The organism is Aeribacillus sp. FSL K6-8210, from assembly GCF_037963925.1.
In the GTDB taxonomy this organism is placed as follows: Bacteria; Bacillota; Bacilli; order Bacillales; family Aeribacillaceae; genus Aeribacillus; species Aeribacillus composti.
This window is the reverse complement of sequence record NZ_CP150172.1, coordinates 2,068,188-2,088,504: the sequence shown is the minus strand read 5'-3', so window position 1 is coordinate 2,088,504 and position 20,317 is coordinate 2,068,188. Positions and strand designations below refer to the sequence as shown.

15 protein-coding genes and 2 pseudogenes are annotated in these 20,317 nt (G+C 38.6%); 13 read left to right on the top strand and 4 right to left on the bottom strand.

All coding sequences use genetic code 11. The annotated features are described in order from the left end of the window. Positions 1–555: 555 nt before the first annotated feature. On the top strand, positions 556–759 hold the full coding sequence (locus tag NSQ41_RS10025; protein WP_063387775.1) for a Fur-regulated basic protein FbpA: 204 nt from the start codon (positions 556–558) through the stop codon (positions 757–759). A 1,083-nt stretch (positions 760–1,842) separates the two neighbouring features. Then, the gene (locus tag NSQ41_RS10020; protein WP_339192846.1) at positions 1,843–3,453 is read left to right on the top strand and encodes an IS1634 family transposase; all 1,611 of its coding nucleotides are present in this window, start codon (positions 1,843–1,845) and stop codon (positions 3,451–3,453) included. A gap of 163 nt (positions 3,454–3,616) precedes the next feature. On the opposite strand, the gene NSQ41_RS10015 is transcribed toward NSQ41_RS10020, so the two are convergent. Continuing rightward, positions 3,617–4,900, bottom strand: a complete 1,284-nt coding sequence (locus tag NSQ41_RS10015; RefSeq protein WP_339209831.1) for an SLC13 family permease — start codon at positions 4,898–4,900, stop codon at positions 3,617–3,619. 748 nt (positions 4,901–5,648) lie between these two features. Between NSQ41_RS10015 and NSQ41_RS10010 the strand changes: the two genes are divergently transcribed. From NSQ41_RS10010 to NSQ41_RS09995, 4 genes are all read left to right on the top strand, one after another. Further along, positions 5,649–6,314 carry a GntR family transcriptional regulator gene (locus tag NSQ41_RS10010; RefSeq protein WP_063387781.1) on the top strand — a complete coding sequence of 222 codons (666 nt, stop codon included), beginning with the start codon at positions 5,649–5,651 and terminating at the stop codon, positions 6,312–6,314. Positions 6,315–6,655: 341 nt separating this feature from the next. Further along, positions 6,656–7,453: an enoyl-CoA hydratase-related protein gene (locus NSQ41_RS10005; protein ID WP_066251578.1), complete on the top strand. Its 798-nt coding sequence runs from the start codon at positions 6,656–6,658 to the stop codon at positions 7,451–7,453. Between the two features lies 1 nt (position 7,454). Beyond that, entirely contained in the window at positions 7,455–8,654 is a 1,200-nt protein-coding gene (locus NSQ41_RS10000; RefSeq protein WP_066251581.1) for a CoA transferase, read from the top strand. A 308-nt stretch (positions 8,655–8,962) separates the two neighbouring features. Continuing rightward, positions 8,963–9,784, top strand: coding sequence for a hypothetical protein (locus tag NSQ41_RS09995; RefSeq protein WP_327873784.1), 822 nt, complete (start codon positions 8,963–8,965; stop codon positions 9,782–9,784). A 185-nt stretch (positions 9,785–9,969) separates the two neighbouring features. Here the strand turns inward: NSQ41_RS09995 and NSQ41_RS09990 are convergent. Further along, a pseudogene (locus NSQ41_RS09990) lies at positions 9,970–10,140 on the bottom strand (energy-coupling factor ABC transporter permease); the annotation flags it as partial. Positions 10,141–10,678: 538 nt separating this feature from the next. Continuing rightward, positions 10,679–11,986 (bottom strand): annotated as a pseudogene (locus NSQ41_RS09985) (cell wall-binding repeat-containing protein). 300 nt (positions 11,987–12,286) lie between these two features. Between NSQ41_RS09985 and NSQ41_RS09980 the strand changes: the two are divergent. The 5 genes from NSQ41_RS09980 to NSQ41_RS09960 all read left to right on the top strand — a co-directional run bounded on the left by NSQ41_RS09980 (position 12,287) and on the right by NSQ41_RS09960 (position 17,600). Beyond that, complete coding sequence (locus tag NSQ41_RS09980; RefSeq protein WP_339192865.1) at positions 12,287–13,657, top strand: ATP-binding protein; 1,371 nt, start codon at positions 12,287–12,289, stop codon at positions 13,655–13,657. 2 nt (positions 13,658–13,659) lie between these two features. Then, a complete protein-coding gene (locus NSQ41_RS09975; RefSeq protein ID WP_339209830.1) occupies positions 13,660–14,331 on the top strand; it encodes a response regulator transcription factor in 672 nt (223 codons plus the stop codon). A 228-nt stretch (positions 14,332–14,559) separates the two neighbouring features. Continuing rightward, entirely contained in the window at positions 14,560–16,020 is a 1,461-nt protein-coding gene (locus NSQ41_RS09970; protein ID WP_339209829.1) for an aldehyde dehydrogenase family protein, read from the top strand. A 525-nt stretch (positions 16,021–16,545) separates the two neighbouring features. Further along, positions 16,546–16,758, top strand: coding sequence for a hypothetical protein (locus NSQ41_RS09965; protein ID WP_066251603.1), 213 nt, complete (start codon positions 16,546–16,548; stop codon positions 16,756–16,758). A 314-nt stretch (positions 16,759–17,072) separates the two neighbouring features. Beyond that, positions 17,073–17,600 (top strand): nitroreductase family protein, encoded by a 528-nt coding sequence (locus tag NSQ41_RS09960; RefSeq protein WP_066251605.1) that lies wholly within the window; start codon positions 17,073–17,075, stop codon positions 17,598–17,600. Positions 17,601–17,679: 79 nt separating this feature from the next. Here the strand turns inward: NSQ41_RS09960 and NSQ41_RS09955 are convergent, their stop codons facing one another. Then, positions 17,680–18,552, bottom strand: a complete 873-nt coding sequence (locus NSQ41_RS09955; protein ID WP_066251606.1) for a LysR family transcriptional regulator — start codon at positions 18,550–18,552, stop codon at positions 17,680–17,682. A gap of 144 nt (positions 18,553–18,696) precedes the next feature. Between NSQ41_RS09955 and NSQ41_RS09950 the strand changes: the two genes are divergently transcribed. Then, positions 18,697–19,842 carry an AbrB family transcriptional regulator gene (locus NSQ41_RS09950; protein WP_339209827.1) on the top strand — a complete coding sequence of 382 codons (1,146 nt, stop codon included), beginning with the start codon at positions 18,697–18,699 and terminating at the stop codon, positions 19,840–19,842. A gap of 92 nt (positions 19,843–19,934) precedes the next feature. Continuing rightward, a complete protein-coding gene (locus tag NSQ41_RS09945) occupies positions 19,935–20,213 on the top strand; it encodes a YciI family protein (RefSeq protein ID WP_066251612.1) in 279 nt (92 codons plus the stop codon). Positions 20,214–20,317 lie beyond the last annotated feature (104 nt).

The following is a 20,317-nucleotide window of genomic DNA, read 5'->3' as shown; positions in this document are numbered from 1 at the left end:
TTTCTTCTGTTAAGAAAAACGGTAAGCTGCTTTATTTTTAGCCTGCCGAAACAACCTATACAAGTTGTGAAATAGGGTTTTAACATGTTACCGTACATTCGTCAGGATGGCAACCCTGAACCCTTCACATTTTAACATGTTACTGCACATTCAAAAGGGACTGTTTCCCGGGGTGGATCGAGACTGTATAATTGAAATCAATCTGTACTTTGGCATTAACAAATCAACGACCGATGAGGAAGAATTTTTTTGCCTAAATTCATAAAAACATAAATTTCTACTTGACAGGTAGGATTAATATGTTTTAATATAATGTTAAATTTACTGGAAAATTAAAAACGCCGACTGGTTCACTAGAGGCTCCATTCAAGATGGATTTTCTTGATTTGGGAGCCTCTTAGTTTTTAAATTCGCAGCAGGAATATAAATGATCCGTGTAAGGCACAGAGGATGAAATAGTCTTAACAAGATCAGACTTGCACTAAGAAAGCTGGTGCACCGAAATCGGATAACCATTTAAAAAAACGTAAAAATTTTATGTAAGGAGAGGATCACATGAGTAACCTTCTTCGTCAGGCTGTAGAAATCAGAAGAAAAAAATTGATCAACAAACTGATTGTCTTAAATGCATTTAAGAATGAGGAGCAGCTTTGCAAATTAACGTTATCAGAATTAGAATATGAATATAAAAAAACCCAAAGGGATTCCCATCCGCATAGTGAAACAGGGTTGATTCGTTGGACGAGCAAAAAATTATAATTTTCATCAAAAAATACGCATGATTCTTTTAAACCCGTACATTGGAAAGGGAAGGACATTGAATTCTCCTCAAAGCATGGGTAAGTGAACTGAATTTTCCAAAAGGTCTTCAACCCTTCTCAATTATTCTGCTAGTGATTTGCAGATCAAAACGCTATGGCAAATTCCAAAAAATTTGAATGAAGATTTATCGAAAACGAAATTTTACGCAATGGCTTTTAGTAAAAATTTCTATCTGCTTTCGCACCCTTAAAGACTACTATATAGATAGTATTAGTATGATTTAATAAACTACCAGCTGAATTATTTGAGGCTCTTGATTCGAGATAGGAGGAAATCTTGAATTAAGAGCCTCTTAGCTTTTCATTTTAGTGTAAGGATTATAGATGCTGATTGAAACAGCGTTCTTCATTTTCCTAAATCCGCCTTTAAATTTTTAACATATATAGATGCCGATTGTGCCATAGGAAAATTAGAAAATATGTACATATGGAGCTCGGTTATGCAGAAGGGGGAATAAGGCTTCAAAGGCTATTGCAAAGCACAAAATGGCGTCCTCAAACGGTTTAAAGATTTTGTACAACTGAGAGGGGAAGCCGTTTTCATCATCGGCAGCCTGAATCAAATGCAGATCAGCTTGAGTTTGAAAATGAACAATAAAAAATCGCAAACGCGCGTTATTACATAGAAAATAGCAAACAAGAACTTTCCACGACTAATGTAATGAAGTGTCAACCATTACATAAAAAATAGAGGAATTTTCCGGCAAAAACCATGAATTTCAACCTTACAGTTTTGGCTTCATTGGCCAGACATTGAGAAAAGGATAAACTTGTGATCAATCAAGTTCGGTTTTTGCTTCGTTTTCAGATCAGCACACTGAGATGTGATCTATCTACTCCGGTTTTGACCGAAAATAGCAAAACAAAAAACAAAGTTCATTTTCACTACATGTGGATAACTAAAGGTGATTATACCAATAGTTATCCACTTTTTTTATCGAAAATATAATCATTATGTAGTGTTATGTGGATAACTTTTGTATATCCAATAATATGTAATATATGTTATACTATTAGTGCTATGTATATTCGAATTAATAAGCAAAAAAATAAAAATGGTTCAGTTCGTCAATATCTACAAATATGTCGTACATTTCGTGTAGACAATAAAGTTCGGCAACAAACGCTTTGTAATCTAGGGAGGTTAGAACATTTATTAGAGAATGGCTCTGTCGATAACATAATCGAGGGATTAGCCAAATTTTCAGAGCGTTACTTTGACCGAATTCACGGGCAAGGCTCTTCCTCTTCTGTCTCCGTGCTTTGGACAAAAGAGTTTGGGCCGGTTTATCTGTTCCGAAAGGTATGGGAAAAGTTAGGGCTTGGTCGGCTATTACGTAAAATCATGGATGATTCCGAGGCTGCTTCTCAGTATGACGAAGCCATTTTTGCTATGGTGTTAAACCGTCTCATGGATCCCAATAGTAAGCATTATATCTTCAAACAATGGATCGACACGATTTATGCAGAAGGTCTTTCAGACATTCAACTCCATCACTACTATCGTGCATTAGACTTCTTAAGTGAACAAAAAGAAAAAATTGAGGAACAACTTTATGGACATTTAACCGATTTAACTTCATTAGAAGTAGATATCGTGTTTTACGACACGACAAGCACCTATTTCGAAGGAGAGGAAGCAGACGAACTGCTGGCTCACTATGGTTACTCCAAAGATCATCGTGGAGATCGAAAACAAGTCGTGATTGGCTTATTAATGACCAAAACAGGGATTCCGATTGGGCATCAAGTCTTCCCTGGAAACATGCATGATACGAAGACATTTGGCATGGTGGTTGGAGATCTGAAGAAGCGCTATCCTATTCAGAAAGTCATTCTAGTGGGAGACCGCGGAATGGTTAGTGAAGCCAACTTAGATCAAATTCGTGAACTGGGCATGGAATATATTGTGGGTGTCAAATTACGAAAGTCGAAGAAAGCCCAAGAGCTATTATCCATCCGTGGGCCATATAAGAAGGTTCTCCCGAATCTAAAAGTGAAGTCAAAGAAAATCGATGGCGAAACGTATGTACTCTGTTACAATCCGGACGCTGAAGAACGTGATCGAGCGAGTCGTCAAGTCGTGTTAGAAAACCTTCAATCGAAGCTTGATGAACTCGGTCCATCTGGACTCGTCAAAAACCGTGCGTATTCCAAGTTTTTAACGATAGAAAAAGCATCGGCCAAAATTGATGAAGAGAAGGTATCCAATGACGAAAAGTTTGACGGAAAGTACGCCATTCGGACCAACTCGTCATTAACGGATGAAGAGGCAGCACTTGCCTATAAAGAGTTGTGGAGAGTGGAACAAGCCTTTCGTAACCTGAAGTCGAATCTAGAACTTCGCCCGATGTACCATCGAGTGGAATCTCGTATTCGAGGCCATATCATGGTTTGTTTCCTTGCGCTTGTCATGGAATCCTTTTTGGCCTATAAGCTAAAAGAAATAGGATGCCAAACAAGTGTAAAGGATATTTTGCATGATGTAAGCCAGATGAAGGCCTCGAAAATACGCGTGAATGGTGAAGAGCAAATCGTTCGTACAGAATTACAAGGTCAAGCAAATCTAGCATTTGAAGCACTTGTCACACAAGCGCCTCCTAGAGTATTAGAAAAAAACACGTGCCACTAACAAGTGTAGTGGTGCGTGTTGTGGGTAAAGTCCAAAACACCAGTATTTTCGGGCTTTTCTTTAGTGTACTCTGTCAAACTTGAGTCATTATTGCAGCTTGAAGCTGTGCTTGTTCGTTATAAAAAACTGTTTTCTGCCGGTGAAAGGATGATCGTTTGCCATGCTATCCCGCAATTAATACAAAAGCAAGCCAGGCGAGCCCAGGTCCAAGCGCTACGACTACAACAGCAGAAAGTAAAAGCTGTTTAAAAAATACATTCTCTTTTACCCCTTGTACGTTTGCGAGCAGCAATGCACCGTTAGTGGAGAAGGGGCTTATATCGACGATGCTTGAAGAAATGGCAATGGCTGAAACGACACCGATGGAAGAAATGGTCGGGTCCTGTAAAATGGGTGCTGCCAGCGGGATGATAGCTGCCAGAAACCCTGTTGTCGAGGCAAAAGCTGAAACGATCCCTCCTACGTATGACGATGCAAGGGCTGCGATTACCGGATTTCCTACTTTTGCGATTAAGTCAGTCATGTAATCAATCGTTCCAATTGTTTCTAAAACGCCTACGTATGTGACAATACCAGTTATTAAGAGAATCACAGACCAAGGCATCCGTGATAGAACGCCCTTTTGCTGCTTTGGAGCAATTAATGCTAGCACTAATCCTACTCCAAGCGCTGCAAAGCCGATATCGATATCGAACATAAGAGCGAGGACGACGAGTGTGATGATCCCTAAAAGTGTGATGCCTCTGTAAAAAGTTAATCCATTTTCTTGTGATTTATTGTTCTCATTTGCGGAGGACCCTTCAGCTCTAGACGCTGCATCTTCTTCGGCAGCAGTTCGTTTTTTTAGCAGCCGAAGTCCTCCCAAAACGATGAACACAATCACAGAAGCAAATACACTGAAGATAAAAGCGTTTATGAAAAGCAACCCCGGCGAATGAGGAAGATCTCTTGCCTGCATAACGCCGTTAACAATCACTCCATAAGGATTAAGCAGTGAGAAGGATCCCGCTGTGGAACCAATCACTAACAATAACCCCATCAAGAGAGGATTAATGTTGTATCGTGCTGCAAAACGCAGCGCAATCGGCGCTAGGATCGCAATAGCAGCAGGTCCCAAAGTGCCGACGCTAGTTAAAATAGCGCAAAGCAAAAACATTATCCATGGCACGAGACCTAGATTACCTCTGACTAGGCGAAGACCCCATCCGGTAATCAAATCAACTGTCCCGTTTTTCTCAACAATTGAAAACAGATAAGTCACTCCAGCAAGAGTGACGAACAATTCAGCCGGAAAACCGCTGTAAATGTCGTCAATATTTAATCCGCTGAATACAACTCCGACGATAAAAGCAGCTACGAACCCTAAAACACCGAGGTTAATTGGCAAAACTGAACCTACAATAAACATCAACAGAAGCACAATAATTCCAATGAGCTCAATACTCATATTGATTTTTCCTCCTAAGCTTTGGAATGAAAATAGAAAATCCCAAAAATTTGAAACCGCTTTCTAAAAAACCCAGCTTACAAAATCGACGATCGACAATGCATTATAAGAATATGAATGACTAGAAAAAAGGTGACTTTTTATTTGAATATTCTGAAAAATATAATTTCAAATCATAAATCGTCACCTCTCGAAAAAATAATTGAAATGTATGCTTTTATTTTGAATGACATACCTGAACATTTCGGCGACTTCACAAGGAAATCGGCTGCTTATCCTATTTGTTAGAAGGCGGTCCAAGGGCAAAATAAAGAGAGAAACAGCATTTATAAGATTAAGATAAAGTGTTTTTCGCACATTCCCTCCTTTTCTCCGTTTTTCATTCATCACAGATTGTTTACAGCTATTTTTTCATTTACAAAAATGTTTACGAAAGCAAAATGAAAAATATGCATCTTTGTCAATTGTCGACAGAATGTACGAAGCGATGAAATATTCGTAATAAAAATTTGAATATTCTTATTTATGAAGTCATTTATAATGGGGGATCACATTAATTTTTATATATGGAGGAAGGAGAACTTCTATAAATTTCGAATAAATTAGAACAGTGCAGCAAACGAAAGATTTGCGGAAAATCTTCCAATACAATGCCGACTTTACAGAATTTTTCGATTTGTATTTATAAACAAGTTATAATAGGATTATAAAAAATAGACAGTCGACATTATAGAGAGGAAGAGCGGGAATGAAAAATAATCAATTATTTTACAATCATTCGTTGTCCCACAAAATAGCGGAAAAAATAACAAACCAAATTATGGCGGGGGAGCTGAAGCCCGGAGAAAAAATTATTGAATCCACTTACGCAGAAGAGTTTGGAACGAGCAGGGCGCCTATTCGAGAGTCGCTCTATTTGCTGGAAAATGAAGGGCTAATAGAGCGAATTCCTAGAAAAGGCGCTGTTGTGAAAGGCTATACGGAAGATGAAGTTTATGATCTTCTTGAAATGAGAATCGTATTGGAAAGCCTTGCGATGAAAAGAATTAAAGTCCGCGGGATAAATGAAGAAATTCTTAAGAAAATGGAGCAATTGGTACAAAAGATGTCAGAGGTTGATGACGAAAAACAGTATGCCAATCTGAACCAAGAGTTTCATATGCTCATCATTGAAATGAGCAAAAGCGAAATTATTAAAGAAATGTATTGGAGATTAGGACGTCCTTTGCTTGTACTTCAAAGAATATCGTTTCTTGAAGAGGAGCATATAAAAAAGTCTTTGAAGGAACACCGCATTATTTTAGATTTGTTAAAGGAAAACCTGATCGATGAAGCGCTTGTTTTGCTTGAAAATCATAATCATAGCGTAATTAAAAGGGTCGAAAACAAAACGAAAAATAAACAATCGTACTAGCAGCAAAAAAGGGAAAACAACGAGCGCTGTAAATGTCTTGAAACGAACAACATATACATGATTTTAGGGAGTTCATATGAAGGAGTGAAGCCCTTTTCATATAAGCTCCTTTTTTTATTTTTTAGCTTATTGACTGGGTCATAATCAAAACATGACATAAGTAGGTTTTCCTCAGCAAATACAAAATGAAAATTTAAAATTTTTAGAATTTTTATTGACTTTTATAACATGAGGGGATATCATGGTTGTAACAAGATGATTGTCGACAGTCGTCCATCTTCTAGGAAGAGCATTTTTTGATTTTGTTAAAAAATATGAAGACAAGAGATAGGTGATTTTTAATGAGGGTAACGATTAGTCAGGTCGAGGCGGATGGGAAAATTATACTTCAGGAAAGTGCCGGGCTTGCCATTGTAACGATCCAACGTCCACACCTAAAAAATGCTATAACATCGGGGATGTGGAGGGAGCTGGCAGAAATCGGAAGGCTGATTCCTGAAAACCCGAAAACACGAGTGGTGATCCTGCGCGGAAGCAAGGATCAATTTTGTTCAGGTTCTGATTTGAAAGAATTTAACCAAATGTCGATTAACGAAGCGCACGAAGCTTTCCGCTTAATGGAACAAGCCATTTCGACGTTTGAAAAACTTCCGTTGCCAACCATTGCCGCTATAAATGGTCCGGCATTAGGTGCAGGATTTGTTCTATCTTTAGCATGTGATCTTCGGGTTGGGACCTCTAAAGCTAAAATGGGAATCCCAGTCGGACGGCTGGGAATTACGTTAAACCAAATGTTTGTAAAACGGATTGCAGATCTGATCGGAGGGAGCCGGACGATGGATTTAGTTTATACAGGTCGACTGCTAGACGCTTCAGAATGCTGTCAATTGGGATTAGTTAATTACATGGTTCCGGATGATGAGGATGTGGATCATTTTACATTACGTTTGGCGAAAAAAGTTATGGAGCAGTCACCGGCGTCTCTTCTTGCTGTTAAAAGATCTGTCGCCTACAATAAGCCGGCACTTTCATTTCCGTGGGATACAGGTACGGCGTCCAGTATTGACGCAAATGATTTTCCTGAAGGTGTTCGTTCCTTTGTAGAAAAAAGAAAACCGAATTTTAAAGGGAGAGGTTGACATGCTGCCACTTGCAGGAATTAAAATTATTGACTTAACGAGAATATTGAGCGGCCCTTTTTGCACAATGACATTAGCTGATTTAGGCGCCGAGGTGATAAAAATTGAAAGTCCGCAAGGGGATGATACAAGACAATGGGGTCCTCCGTTCATTAAAAATGAAAGCGCGTACTTTCTAAGTGTCAACCGCAATAAGAAAAGTGTTGTTTTAAATTTAAAAGATCCAAAAGGAAAAGAAATTTTACTGAAAATGGTAGAAGAAGCGGATGTTGTTGTTGAAAACTTTCGACCCGGCACATTAAAAAAGCTCGGAATTGATTATGACATCTTAAAGCAGCATAACCGCGGAGTTATTCTTGCTTCGATTTCCGGCTTCGGTCAAACAGGACCGTATTCAAAAAAGCCTGGTTATGATGTCCTGGCTCAAGGAATGGGCGGGTTAATGTCCGTTACAGGCGAACCAGACGGTACACCAGTTAAAGCTGGATATTCTTTGGCAGACATCGGAGCAGGAATGTGGGCAACAATCGGCATTCTGTCAGCACTTTGGGAAAGAGAGCGTTCAGGTCAAGGACAATGGATCGATGTCTCCTTGCTCGACACGATGGTTTCTTGGCAAACGTACCTTGCCGGCAACTATTTTGCGACAAACAATGATCCAAAGCCGCTGGGAGGAGCCCATCCGAATATTGTGCCTTACCAGGTTTTTGAAGCTTCGGACGGCCACTTTATTCTTGCAGTAGGAAATGACAGCCTTTGGAATTCGCTGGTTGACGTATTGGATGTGGAAGCTCTTAGAGACCGGAAATTTAAAACGAATCCGGACCGGGTTCAAAATAGAGATGAACTGATTTCCATACTTGAAGAAATATTTAAAAGAAAAACGAGAGATGAATGGGTTGACATGTTGGAATCTGCGAAAATTCCATGCGGACCGGTTAATAAGCTTTCGGACATTTTAAATGATGCCCATATCAAGGAAAGGGAAATGGTCGTTGAAATGGAGCATCCTTCCCTCGGAATCTTAAAAATGCTTGGTGTTCCTGTAAAATTATCGCGCACACCGGGCAGGATCAAAACGGTCCCTCCAGCTCAGGGGGAGCATAGTGAAACCGTTCTAAAGCAAATGGGCTACAGTAAAGAAGAGATAGAAACATTTATAAAAGAGGGGATTATTATTCCTCAACAAAAATGTGTATAATTCGATAAAATTCAGTCGACAATCGACTAAAAATATTTTAATAATTTGCTAGTTTTTTCAAGTAAAAAAGCTTCCTCTGTTTTATTGTGTATGATGCTCGATCCAAAGCCTATTTTTTTGAAATTCATGAATATTAATATCCCTCATAACAATCGGAGTCCCGAAACAAACATTTGCTATCATACGAACTGAATTTTCCTGTAAATAGACAGAATAGAGTTTCCGGTTTGCCGGATCCGGCCCGCCTTTAAGTTTTACGGGCATTTTCCTTCAGGTTGAAAGATTTTTAAGAAAGGGGTATTCACCCAATGCGCGTATTCGCTCTTGTTGGCCGCAGCGGCACGGGAAAAAGCACCAGCGCACTTTCTTTCGCACATAGTAAAAACATACCGGCTATGATTGATGATGGATTGTTAATTTATAAAGGGCGAAAAGCTGCAGGGAGTTCAGCGAAATATGAAAAGAACTATATAACCGCTATTAAACGGGCTGTCTTTTTTTATGAGGATCACCGAAAAGAAGTCCAAAATGCTATTAAAGCACTTGATATTCATTCGATTCTTATTATTGGTACGTCTACAAAAATGGTTGATCAAATTGCGGAAACATTGCAATTAGGAAAAATCACCAAATATTACAAAATTGAAGAAATTAGATCGTCAAAGGAAATCAACATGGCATTATATGTGAGAAAAACAGAGGGGAAACATATTATTCCGATTCCATATGTACAAGTCGAACAAAATATTTTAAAGAAGATCATTATGAAGGGAAAGAAAATTTTTTCTACCCAAAAAGAAGAGATTGGCGAAACAACGATTATCAGACCACGGTTTCATCAAGGAACCATCCACATTTCTGAACACGTTTTAAAACAAATCATTTCCCATGCCTGCACTTCGGTAGAAGCAGTAAAAAAATGCCATCGGATAGATATTGCATTAAACGAGCTGCCGAATATAAAAATCACCCTCACCATATTTTATCCATTGGATGAAGCATTACCCGTCATCGCAGAAAAGATTCAACAAAAAGTTGCTGAAGATTTTTTAAAGTTTTTAAATATAGAGTTAAATAGCATTACTATTCATATCAGTAAATTGTCGATGGAACACTCTTATCCTGCATAAATGATCCGGACTGCGCGCATATGATTTGGGCTGATAAGTTATGCAAAATTAGGTAATCGTAGCTGAGCAAAGGGGTGCCATATGATCAAAAAGTCAGTCATTATTATAAAAATGGCAAATGTAAAAGAACGGATTATACAGTAAAAGGCATATTGAAAAAATAAATTCATATAGAGCAAGTATTATATTTTTAATGCTGACAGCACAAATGCAAATGCTCCAGATAAACCTAGCATCATTTTGAATTCAGGATGCTCCTGAAGCTTCTTTTTAATAGAAAGTAAGCCTATAATTAAAGAAGGTAAAGTAACCCCCCACCAAAATAAAGCCCATTCAATCGGCAGAAAACCTTCCATAATATGAATGAATATGCATGGCGATGGCCTGTTCCGGGATAAAAACGAATAGAAATGATTGGGAGCTTCCTTTTCGGCCCAACAGCGATGAGTGTTGTTGGATTTATTGTTCTCTTTTTCCAATCATTATTTACACAAATTTATCTCTTGTTAATCCGCCATTTTCAAACATTTTTAGTTAATTGAAAACGCCAGTTTATTCATCATGAAGAATACTCAATGTTTTCAATAAATAGGGAAATATACAATTTAAAACAGATGATGTGGCTTGTACGATTCTTAGTTTTGCACTTTTTGTTATTTTGGAAAATGAAAAAAATTGACTTTGTCCTCGGGGGCAGAAAGAATATAAAACGCCTCAAACTAATTCGTGGGCACAAATAAATCTTTGAGTATCTTCGGGGCAGAAAGAATATAAAATTCCTCAAACAGCAGGAAGCTAAATGGAAGCGACCTTTCACACTTACCATATGAAGCTGTTTATTTACTTTAAAAAGTTAAGGAAAACCGGGCGTTCAATTTTCACGCCCGGTTTTCCTTAATGCCCTCCATGCCCGTGTCCGTCTTCCTGAGCAATTTCAAGCTTGTCATCTAGAATTCCTTGTGTTTGAAAGGAAATTTGTTTTTGATCTCCGATGATAAAACCATGATTGTAAGGACCTGTTGTTGGGTCATCTTGAAAGGTTGGCTTGATGCTTGCCAAGAAATCATATGTTTCTTGTTGAAGCTGTCCTTAGTTTAACCAAATCATCGGTGCATGTTTGCCGAGATGTGAAAACGGCGCGGCAGCTAAAGCAAGCTCTGGTGAATCTGTTGAAATAAAAGAAACACCATGGCCCGGTTCCGTTATACCCCATCCGAATTGAGTGTCTTTATCTTTAAATTTGGCAAATTCAATCGAAGTGGTTACAGGGTCATTTCCAGCTATTCGATGAACAGTCCCGTATTCTTTCAATTGATTTTCTACATCTTTAGAAATAACCTTCTCTGGTCCTAAAATATAAATGTTTGCTTTCTTGTTCCGTTTCTTAAGCGCATTTTTCGTTTCTTTAGGAAGCTCGTGTTCAGCAGCAAACAGTATAGGCTCAGGCATATGGGAAATCCAATTAACGGCTGGTATGGAATATAGTTTATGTTGATCCTCTGAAGAAACGATGATCACGCTTTCTGGATAGCCTTCGGATACTTCTGCATAAGCTTGATCGACATTTCTTGCGAATTCTGCGGGATTTTTTCCTTTGATCTGTTCTATTTTATAACCTGACAACTGGTTGATGACATTGTTTGAAACATCTCCTAACACAACAATTTGAGTGCCGTTCCGGTTCCCAGTCGGATTTAACCGTTTGATTTCACTCAACACTTTATCGGGAATGTTATCTTGATGAATCAGTAAGATCGGGCCGTTATTTGGATGATGGATTAAGTCAGCTCCGGCTAATGTTGTTTGCCATTGACCAACAGGCGACAGAATAACGGCTCCGGGTTGATTTTCTTTATGTGTGGCAGGCCAAATGGTTTGGGATACGTAAATGGATGCACGAATTGGATCGGCAACAGGAATTCTCGTTATATTTTTCGTGTTTTGAACAATTAAGCTTTCCTCAGCATTTGGATTGAATTGTGCAGGCGCTTTGGAAAAGGCTTGATTTTTTGTGCTCTGACTGTCTTTTCCGTTATGTTTGGCATGATCATTCATATTTTCGTGGTCCATTTTTTCATGATTCATGTCTTCCGTATGTTCTCCTGTATGGCCGTTGCTGCTTCCGTTGGAACATGATGCAGAAAAGAGCATGAAAGCTGTTAAAACGGTAAGAAAAATCAGCAGCTTACTATTTTTTTTCATTCTAATTCCTCCTCCTAACATTTTCTTTGCATCTGTTTTAACAAAAAAATGTGCAAAAATGATGGAGACGGTCCCTTTTTGATCCTGTAAATTTTTTTATACGAAAATTATTTACTCGCCAAAAGGTGTGCCCGCATTTGGCATCCGCTCGCTGTTTTAAAGTTCGGACGGGGGAGGACAGATAAGCGTTGGATGAAAATGATATAATGAAAAAATGAGAACAGAACGTTCGGTTAAAGGCGGCGAAGAGCTTTCCTTTTTGAAGAGAAAGCTAGTTGGCTGATAAGGAAGGGACAAAAAGTGAAAAAAATTTCGTTTAAATTAGGGCTGCTATTTTTCGTATTTGTTTTGGGAGTCGAAATCATTTTATTTGTCTCATTGTACATAACTTTGGTCAATTCAAGAATTGAGGAGGAGTTTGAGCATCTATTGGCGAGAGGGAATAACCATCGCGATGTGCTGGAAAAAAACTTTGACCATTCCACGCTGGAGCATGTGACGATGATGGAATCGGAAGCGGTGACGGATGTAGTGATTACAAATGAGAAAGGCAATATATTGTATTATTCCGATGACATATTGCCTTTTGCCAAAAAAATTGTAAATACAATGGACAGAACGATTCCGCATGACGGAATAATCGTGCAAAGAAATTGGCAAAAAGAGTCGCATATAGCGACAGTAAGCCCGATACGTATTGACGGCAAGATCAAAGGGTATGTCTATATGTTTCAAAATACCGATGCTATTCAAAAAATGATCTATAAGTTAAAGCATCATTTCGTTTTGGTTGGATTTCTTTCGGTATTTTTAACCATTTTGACGATCGCTTTTTTATCAAAAGTGATAACAAATCCCCTTATTCGTATGAAACAGGCAACCGAAAAATTGAGCAAAGGCGATTTTTCTGTTCGCTTGCAAGTGAAAGGGGAGGACGAATTGGCGGAGCTGGGGGAAGCGATTCAAACATTGGCGAGAGATTTGGAATATTTAAAAAAAGAAAGAAAAGAATTTCTTGCCAGCATTTCTCATGAGCTCCGAACCCCTCTTACATATGTAAAAGGGTATGCAGATATCGCAAGAAGGCCGAATCTAAAAGAAGAGGAGAGGAACCGCTATTTGGCCATTATTTATGAAGAAGCGGAGAATATGCAAAAGCTTGTAAAGGAACTGTTTGAATTAGCAAAGATGGATCAACATTCATTTCAAATCCATAAGGAACCGGCCAACTTGTGTGATTTCTTAAAGAAATTACATGACAAAATGCTACCTGCGTTTCATGAGAAAAACATGTCACTTATCTATAAATGTGAAAAAAACATTACCGTCCAAATTGACCAAAAGCGATTTGAGCAGGTGATGATCAATTTGTTGGACAATGCTTTAAAATATTCCGATGAAGGCTCAGTTGTATCGATTGAAGCAAGAGCGGAGAAAAACAGCATAGTGATCATTGTTTCAGACGATGGAATCGGAATTCCAGAGGAAGATTTGCATCATATTTTTGAACGATTTTACCGAGTGGATAAATCAAGATCAAGAACAAGCGGCGGTACTGGTCTCGGATTGGCCATTGTTAAGGAGATCGTCGAAGCGCACGGAGGAACGGTTTACGCCGCCAGTGAATACGGAAAAGGAACAAACGTTGTTATCACGCTGCCGGAGGTATAAGGATGTACACGATTTTGCTCGTTGATGATGAAAGAAAAATGTTGGACTTGCTGGAGCTTTATCTTTCCCCTCAAGGATATCATTGCGTCAAGTGCGAATCAGGATTATCAGCCATCCGATATTTAGAAAACAACAAAGCTGAACTTGTCCTTCTCGATATTATGATGGCGGAAATGGATGGCTGGGAAACCTGCCGGAAAATAAGAGAATTTTCAAACGTTCCTATTATAATGGTAACAGCAAGAGACCAAACATTCGACATTGTTAAAGGCCTCAAACTCGGTGCGGACGACTATATAACAAAACCGTTTGAAGAAGCTGAACTGCTTGCTCGCATTGAAGCGGTGCTGCGTCGTTCCGCAGGAAAGCGTTCAATTATTGATGTTCAAGGATTGGTGTGGGATCAAGAAGAACATAAAGTCCATTTTCAAAACGAAGACATATTATTAACGCCGAAAGAATTCGATATTTTAGGGCTGCTTTTAAAGCACCCGAACAGAGCGTTCAGCAGGGAAGAAATCATTTTATCCTTATGGGGATACGATGCCGAGACCGAAGAGCGAACCATCGACTCTCATGTAAAAAATATCCGCGAAAAACTGAGACAAGCCGGTTTTCCGATCGATCAATTCCTTCGCACTGTTTGGGGAGTAGGGTATAGATGGGGAAAATAGCTGTATTGCCGGATTAGCTTTTTTTAATGCTGATACGGCAAGAGTGCATACATCTTTTATATTTGTTAATAGGCAGATGAGAGCCAGCTTATGTCTGGCTCTTTTTTATGTTTTGGAACCAATTTACAGATCATCTGTCATTTGCTTTCCGACCTTTAGCAAGAATAATTTTGTTCGAACTGTAAAAAACTACCCACAAATAAATGAATTAAAAAAGGGGTAAGTTATATGGAGCGCTTTGAGGAATTGAACAAAAATTATATAAATGGTGAATGGGTCGAAGGATTAAGTGAAAGAAAATATGAAAATTTGAATCCATATGATGGAACTGTCATTCAAACGATTCAACTGGCGACTTCACAACAACTTGAACAGGCATTTTTAAACGCAAAGGAAGCTCAAAAAGAATGGGGAAAAACATCGTCAGAAGAACGAGAAGAAGTACTGCGGAAAACCGCGGAATTTTTTAAAAAAAATCGTGACGAAATTGTAAAAGTGATCTCCCGTGAAACAGGCGGAAGCTTCATAAAGGCTAACGTTGAACTTGACTTGACGGTAGGGCTTGTGGAAGAAGCTGTGAAAATGGCCAAAAAACTAGACGAAGTAAGGGAAATTGAAGCTGATGTAAAGGGGAAAGTGAATCGTGTTTATCGTCTTCCTTTAGGAGTTATAACATCCATCTCGCCTTTTAATTTTCCGATGAATTTATCCATTCGGACAATTGCTCCTGCTATTGCACTTGGAAACAGTGTCGTTCATAAACCGGATATTCAAACAGCCTTGACAGGAGGATCAATCATTGCGAGGGCATTTGAATATGCAGGACTGCCAAAAGGTGTTTTTCAATGTATTTTAACGGATATTGATGAAATTGGCGATGACATGCTCACTTCGCCGCATTCACAGCTTATCAGCTTTACTGGTTCAACGCCGGTTGGCAAGCATATTGGAAAAATTGCCGGCAGCATGCTGAAAAGGGTTGCCCTTGAACTAGGCGGAAATAACCCGTTCATTGTTCTGGCAGATGCAAATGTAGACCGTGCTGTTGATGCAGCTATTTTTGGAAAGTTTATACATCAAGGTCAAATTTGTATGATTGTAAACAGAATTATTGTCCATAAAAATAAATATGATGAATTTGTACAAAAATTTGTTGAAAAAGCCAAATCGTTGCCTTACGGAGACCCGTCTGACCCGAAAACAATTATTGGACCGCTTATAAACGAAACACAAATTGAAAAAGCTTTAAATATTATAAATGAAGCAAAAAAAGAAGGAGCAAAAATTGCGTTGGAAGGGAAGCGTATCGGAAATATTTTAACTCCGACAGTATTTGTGGATGTTGATAACAACAGTAAGCTTGCTCAAACTGAGTTATTTTCACCAATTGCTACGATCATTAAAGCGGAATCAGACGATCATGCCATTGAAATGGCGAATAATACAGAATATGGTTTAAGCTCTGCTATTTTTACAGAGGATTTAAGTGAAGGGGAACAATTAGGACTTCAAATTGAAAGCGGAATGACTCATATTAATGATCAAACAGTCAACGACAGCCCGACAATTCCGTTTGGCGGAACAAAGTCGAGCGGAATGGGTAGATTCGGAAATCCTTGGGTAGTAGAAGAATTTACGATGACAAAATGGATTTCGATTCAAAAAGAATATCGAAAATATCCTTTTTAACAACATCCCGACCTGCCAAACAATAAGGGATTTTTGAACGAACAGTTAATGGTTAACTGAAAATGAATTTGTGTATCATTTTTGCTTGGCAAATAATCATGACGTTTCCAAACTCTTTCCCGCGATTTTTGGGAAAGTTTTTTTATGTTGTGCATTTTTAAAAATCTAGAAATGAGCAGGATGATCTTTTCTAATCTCGTGATATGAGCATAGATAGTTTTACTGTCACTATTTCTGCATCTTTTTAATATTCAATCCGGCTTCAAAAAACGATGAAGCGTGTGTATCGTTATCTTAGGCAGCGATGGATTACGACTCAAGAAGCTTTCCAGCTTGTCGTTAAATATTTTCATTTATACTCTATTGGATAATAACGGGTGAATACTAGCTGCTAATTATCCGATTTCACTTTCAATCCAGCTTTAGCGTATTGTTCCAATTATTTTAATTATCATTGTTTAGAAATCTCTAATGTTCCAGTACCAACAAAAAAATGTTATTATTGGGTAAAAAGGAGAAACATGTATGTCAAAAGAATCTGTTTCAGCTTTAGGGTATATACTTATTTCTATTGTTTTGATAATTTCAATTTATTTGTTAATTGAACCCAATTCACTAGTGCCTGAAGCATATAAGCTGGCTGTTGATGGTTATGTAATTGCTAGAACTTTAGTAATTCTTTTTATCTTGTATTTAGTGTCAAAACTAGGATTTTTATTTATAAATAAAAAAAATTAACTTCAAACTGTGAAATAATTAAAAAGTAAAGTGAATGGCTCTGTCGGTATCATAAAGCTGCCATTATAGACAGCAGCATCTAAATAATAACGCTGTTCGTCCATTCCTATATTTTAATTTTTCGGAATGAAACTTCCTAAGTTTTGGCTAAAATGATTCTTTTGTGGATCCATATGAAATGATATAATGATTCCATATCATGTATTGAACAGCAGATGGCAGAAACATTTTCAAAACATTGATGTTCGTTTATGAAAAGGTACATTCATACGAAAGCAAAATAGGCGAAAAAATAGAAAGAAGGATGAAGGTGCATGAACGTTTTTGAAGCTATACAGAAAAGACGTGAAATGACAAAGTTTCTAGATCAGCCTATACCAAATGAACGGTTGGAGCAAATTTTAGAAGCAGCTTATTTAGCCCCTTCTGGGAACAATCTGCCTTCCAGGGAGTTTATACTTATAACAAATCGTGAAAAGCTTGATGAATTGGCAAACGCCACGCCTTTTGTTTCTTGGTTGAAAGAGGCGAAAGCGGCCATAGCCGTTACAGGCTGCCCGGAAGTGAGCAAATATTGGCTGCAGGACGCCTCGATCGCATGCGGTTTTATATGGCTGACTGCAACTGAATTAGGTTTAGGGGCTGCTTTTGGTGCGATATATCACTCACAGGATCAAGCAGAATCAAAAAAACGGGAAGACTTTGTCCGGACAGCCTTAAACATTCCATCAGACCGCCGCGTAGTTGCAATATTAGGTTTAGGTTATCCTGAAAAGGAACCGCCCGCAAAAGAAATGGTTCGGAAGGAATCTATTATTCATTATGAACGGTTTCAAACGTAATTACGTTTGCGGAAATTTTGAAAAACCTTTTTCCAAGCAACATATGTAAGGAAAAAGGTTATACGAGTGTCATAGCATTTTATGGAATTTTTTGAAAATCGAGCTTTTCCATAAACTCGACAAACGCTTTCACAAATTTCAGTTGGATCGATTCCTTGTGATAAAACATCCAAGTTTTTCTTAAAATGGGCTTCCCATTTTTCGATTTCAGATCGATTTTATAAATATCGTCGGCATCATCTAAAATCAAGCTTGGCAAAATAGCGTAACCTAATCCGTTCAACACCATTTTTTTGCACGTATCTGCTTTATCGACTTCGATGCTGATCAATGGTGGTTGGGAGTAATTCTCAAACCACCAATTGTCCACTGCCGTTTTTAGCAAGGGATCCATCCGGTAATCAATTCTCGGCAAATTTGGAAGCTCCCGGAGATCTATTTTGTCTTTAGAAGCAATACAAATGGATTCCTCAAATAGTAATCGTTTTTGATCGTTCCAGCTGTAAGCTCCTTTTACGAAAGCGACATGGACTTCGTGGCTGTGGATCAAATGGGCTATCTCGCTGCTCGAGCCTGTCAGGACCTTAAATTCAATGTCGGGATACTCGTTTTTAAAAAGCTTTAAAAGACCGGGGAGTTTATAATCTGTAAAGTAATTGGAAACCCCTAATCTTAATGTGCCGGTTACTCGGTTCTCCATGTTCACAACATTTTCTTTTATTTTTTGTATTTTCAGCAGCATTTGATTCGCACATTTCGCTAAATATTCTCCTTGCGGGGTAAATTCAACTCCCCGCCTTCCTCGATGAACAATCTGTACACCGAATTCCTTTTCAATTTGCTGAAGCCGGTTTGTTAAAGCTGGTTGAGAAATATATAAATTTTTTGCAGCTTTTGTAATGTTTTTTTCGTTGTAGAGAACTTTCAAAATAAGCCAGTCTCGATCATCCATCGTCATCACCTCTCTTTTTCCATCAATAATTTTTATAATCATGCATAGATTATTGATATTTTATTTATATCTAAAAAAAGTATACAATATGTTTGTAGCAAGTTCGAATGCCGCAAGATATTTTGTTTAGAAAGAAGGATTGAAATGATACGAACGAAAGGTTTCTTGCGCAATGTTTCGTTTATTTTATTCAGCAGTATTGGAGGATTGCTTTTATCTCTAACAAGCCTTTCCATCGGCTGGATGCTCGGAACATTGGTGATGGCAGGGGCTTTTTCATTTTGGAGCCATACCAATTCAACATCGTCCGATGACAAGTATGTTTTGCCCCGATTTTGGATGAATGCTGGGCAATTTATTTTGGCGATTGAATTAGGGCAAAAAATCAATTTAACGGTTATAGATATTTTTAGAGATCATTGGATGTCCATCATGACAATGCTTCTCTTGTCCATTGTTTTCTCGCTGCTGTCTGGACTCGTTTTGTGGAAGTTCAGTCATACAGATTTATTGACTAGTTTGTTCGGAACGGTGCCCGGGGGCTTGTCTGTTATACCAGGCATAGCAGAAGAAGTCGGGGGCAACATTGGTGTCGTCAGCATTATACAAACGATGCGGGTATTTTTAGTAGTGCTTGTGATCCCGTTTCTTGTTTCTTCATTTGCGGTCCATTCTGAGAAGCTTGAAGTTTCGAACAACCAATCAGCGTTCATTTTTCCTAGCTTGGAAATGGACGAAATGATTTGGACGGCAGTATTGGCACTAGGGGCATTGGCAGGGTATTACATTGGAAAGCGGCTGAAGTTCCCTGCACCTTGGCTCGTTGGCGGAATGCTTGGTGCTGCTAGTATTCAAGCAGCCGGCTCATCATTTGCAGGCCACAACTTGACTCCATGGTGGCCGAACATTTTGATCATAGCGGCGCAAGTTTTCATCGCTGCAAGCATCGGCTCGAAATTTCATAAAAAGATGTTTACAGGGCTAGGGAAAACAATGGCGGTTGCTTTATTCAGCACGATTGGTTTAATTCTTTCCTTGTTTATTTGCGCTTTTATTGTTTCAAAGCTGACTGGAATAACCTTTGTCACAGCAGTTCTTGCATTTGCGCCGGGCGGTATTACGGAGATGGCTACAACAGCCGCTGTACTTCATGAAGATTCAACATTTGTTGTGGTCGTTCAAGTACTGCGCATTGTGTTAGTATGCATCGCAGTACCTCCATTGATCAAACTGCTCCATCAAAGAAGATTGCGCAATAGAGCACATTCGCATGCAGCAAGAAATATTTGATTGACATTAGGAACTTAAGACATGAAGCTTTTCAAGACTGACAGCTTCAAGTAAAATGGTAAGCGATGAATCTAATAGAAAGAGTGGTTGAGATGAAATATTTTGTCGTATTATTGCCGATGAAAGATGAAGAAAAAAGCAAAGCGTTTCGGAATGATCACTTGAATTATTTAGAGCAGAAAGGAAAAGAAGGAAAAATATTTGCAAAAGGCAGATTTACCGACGGCACAGGCGGTATGGTGATTTATCGCGCCGGCTCTTTTGAAGAGGCCGAAAAGCTTGCGAAAGAAGATCCATATGTTGTGACTGGCGCTAGAGGGTATGAGATTCACGAATGGGAAATGGTCAGCGACGCAGTGCTCCCAAATTAAGATTTTGATAGGAAAGCCGTTGTAGAATGATAGAACATTTGCATCGGTGCTGTCCGTTAGTCTCTAAAATAAATCCCTTAGAGAAAAAGAGCTGTTTTTCTCTA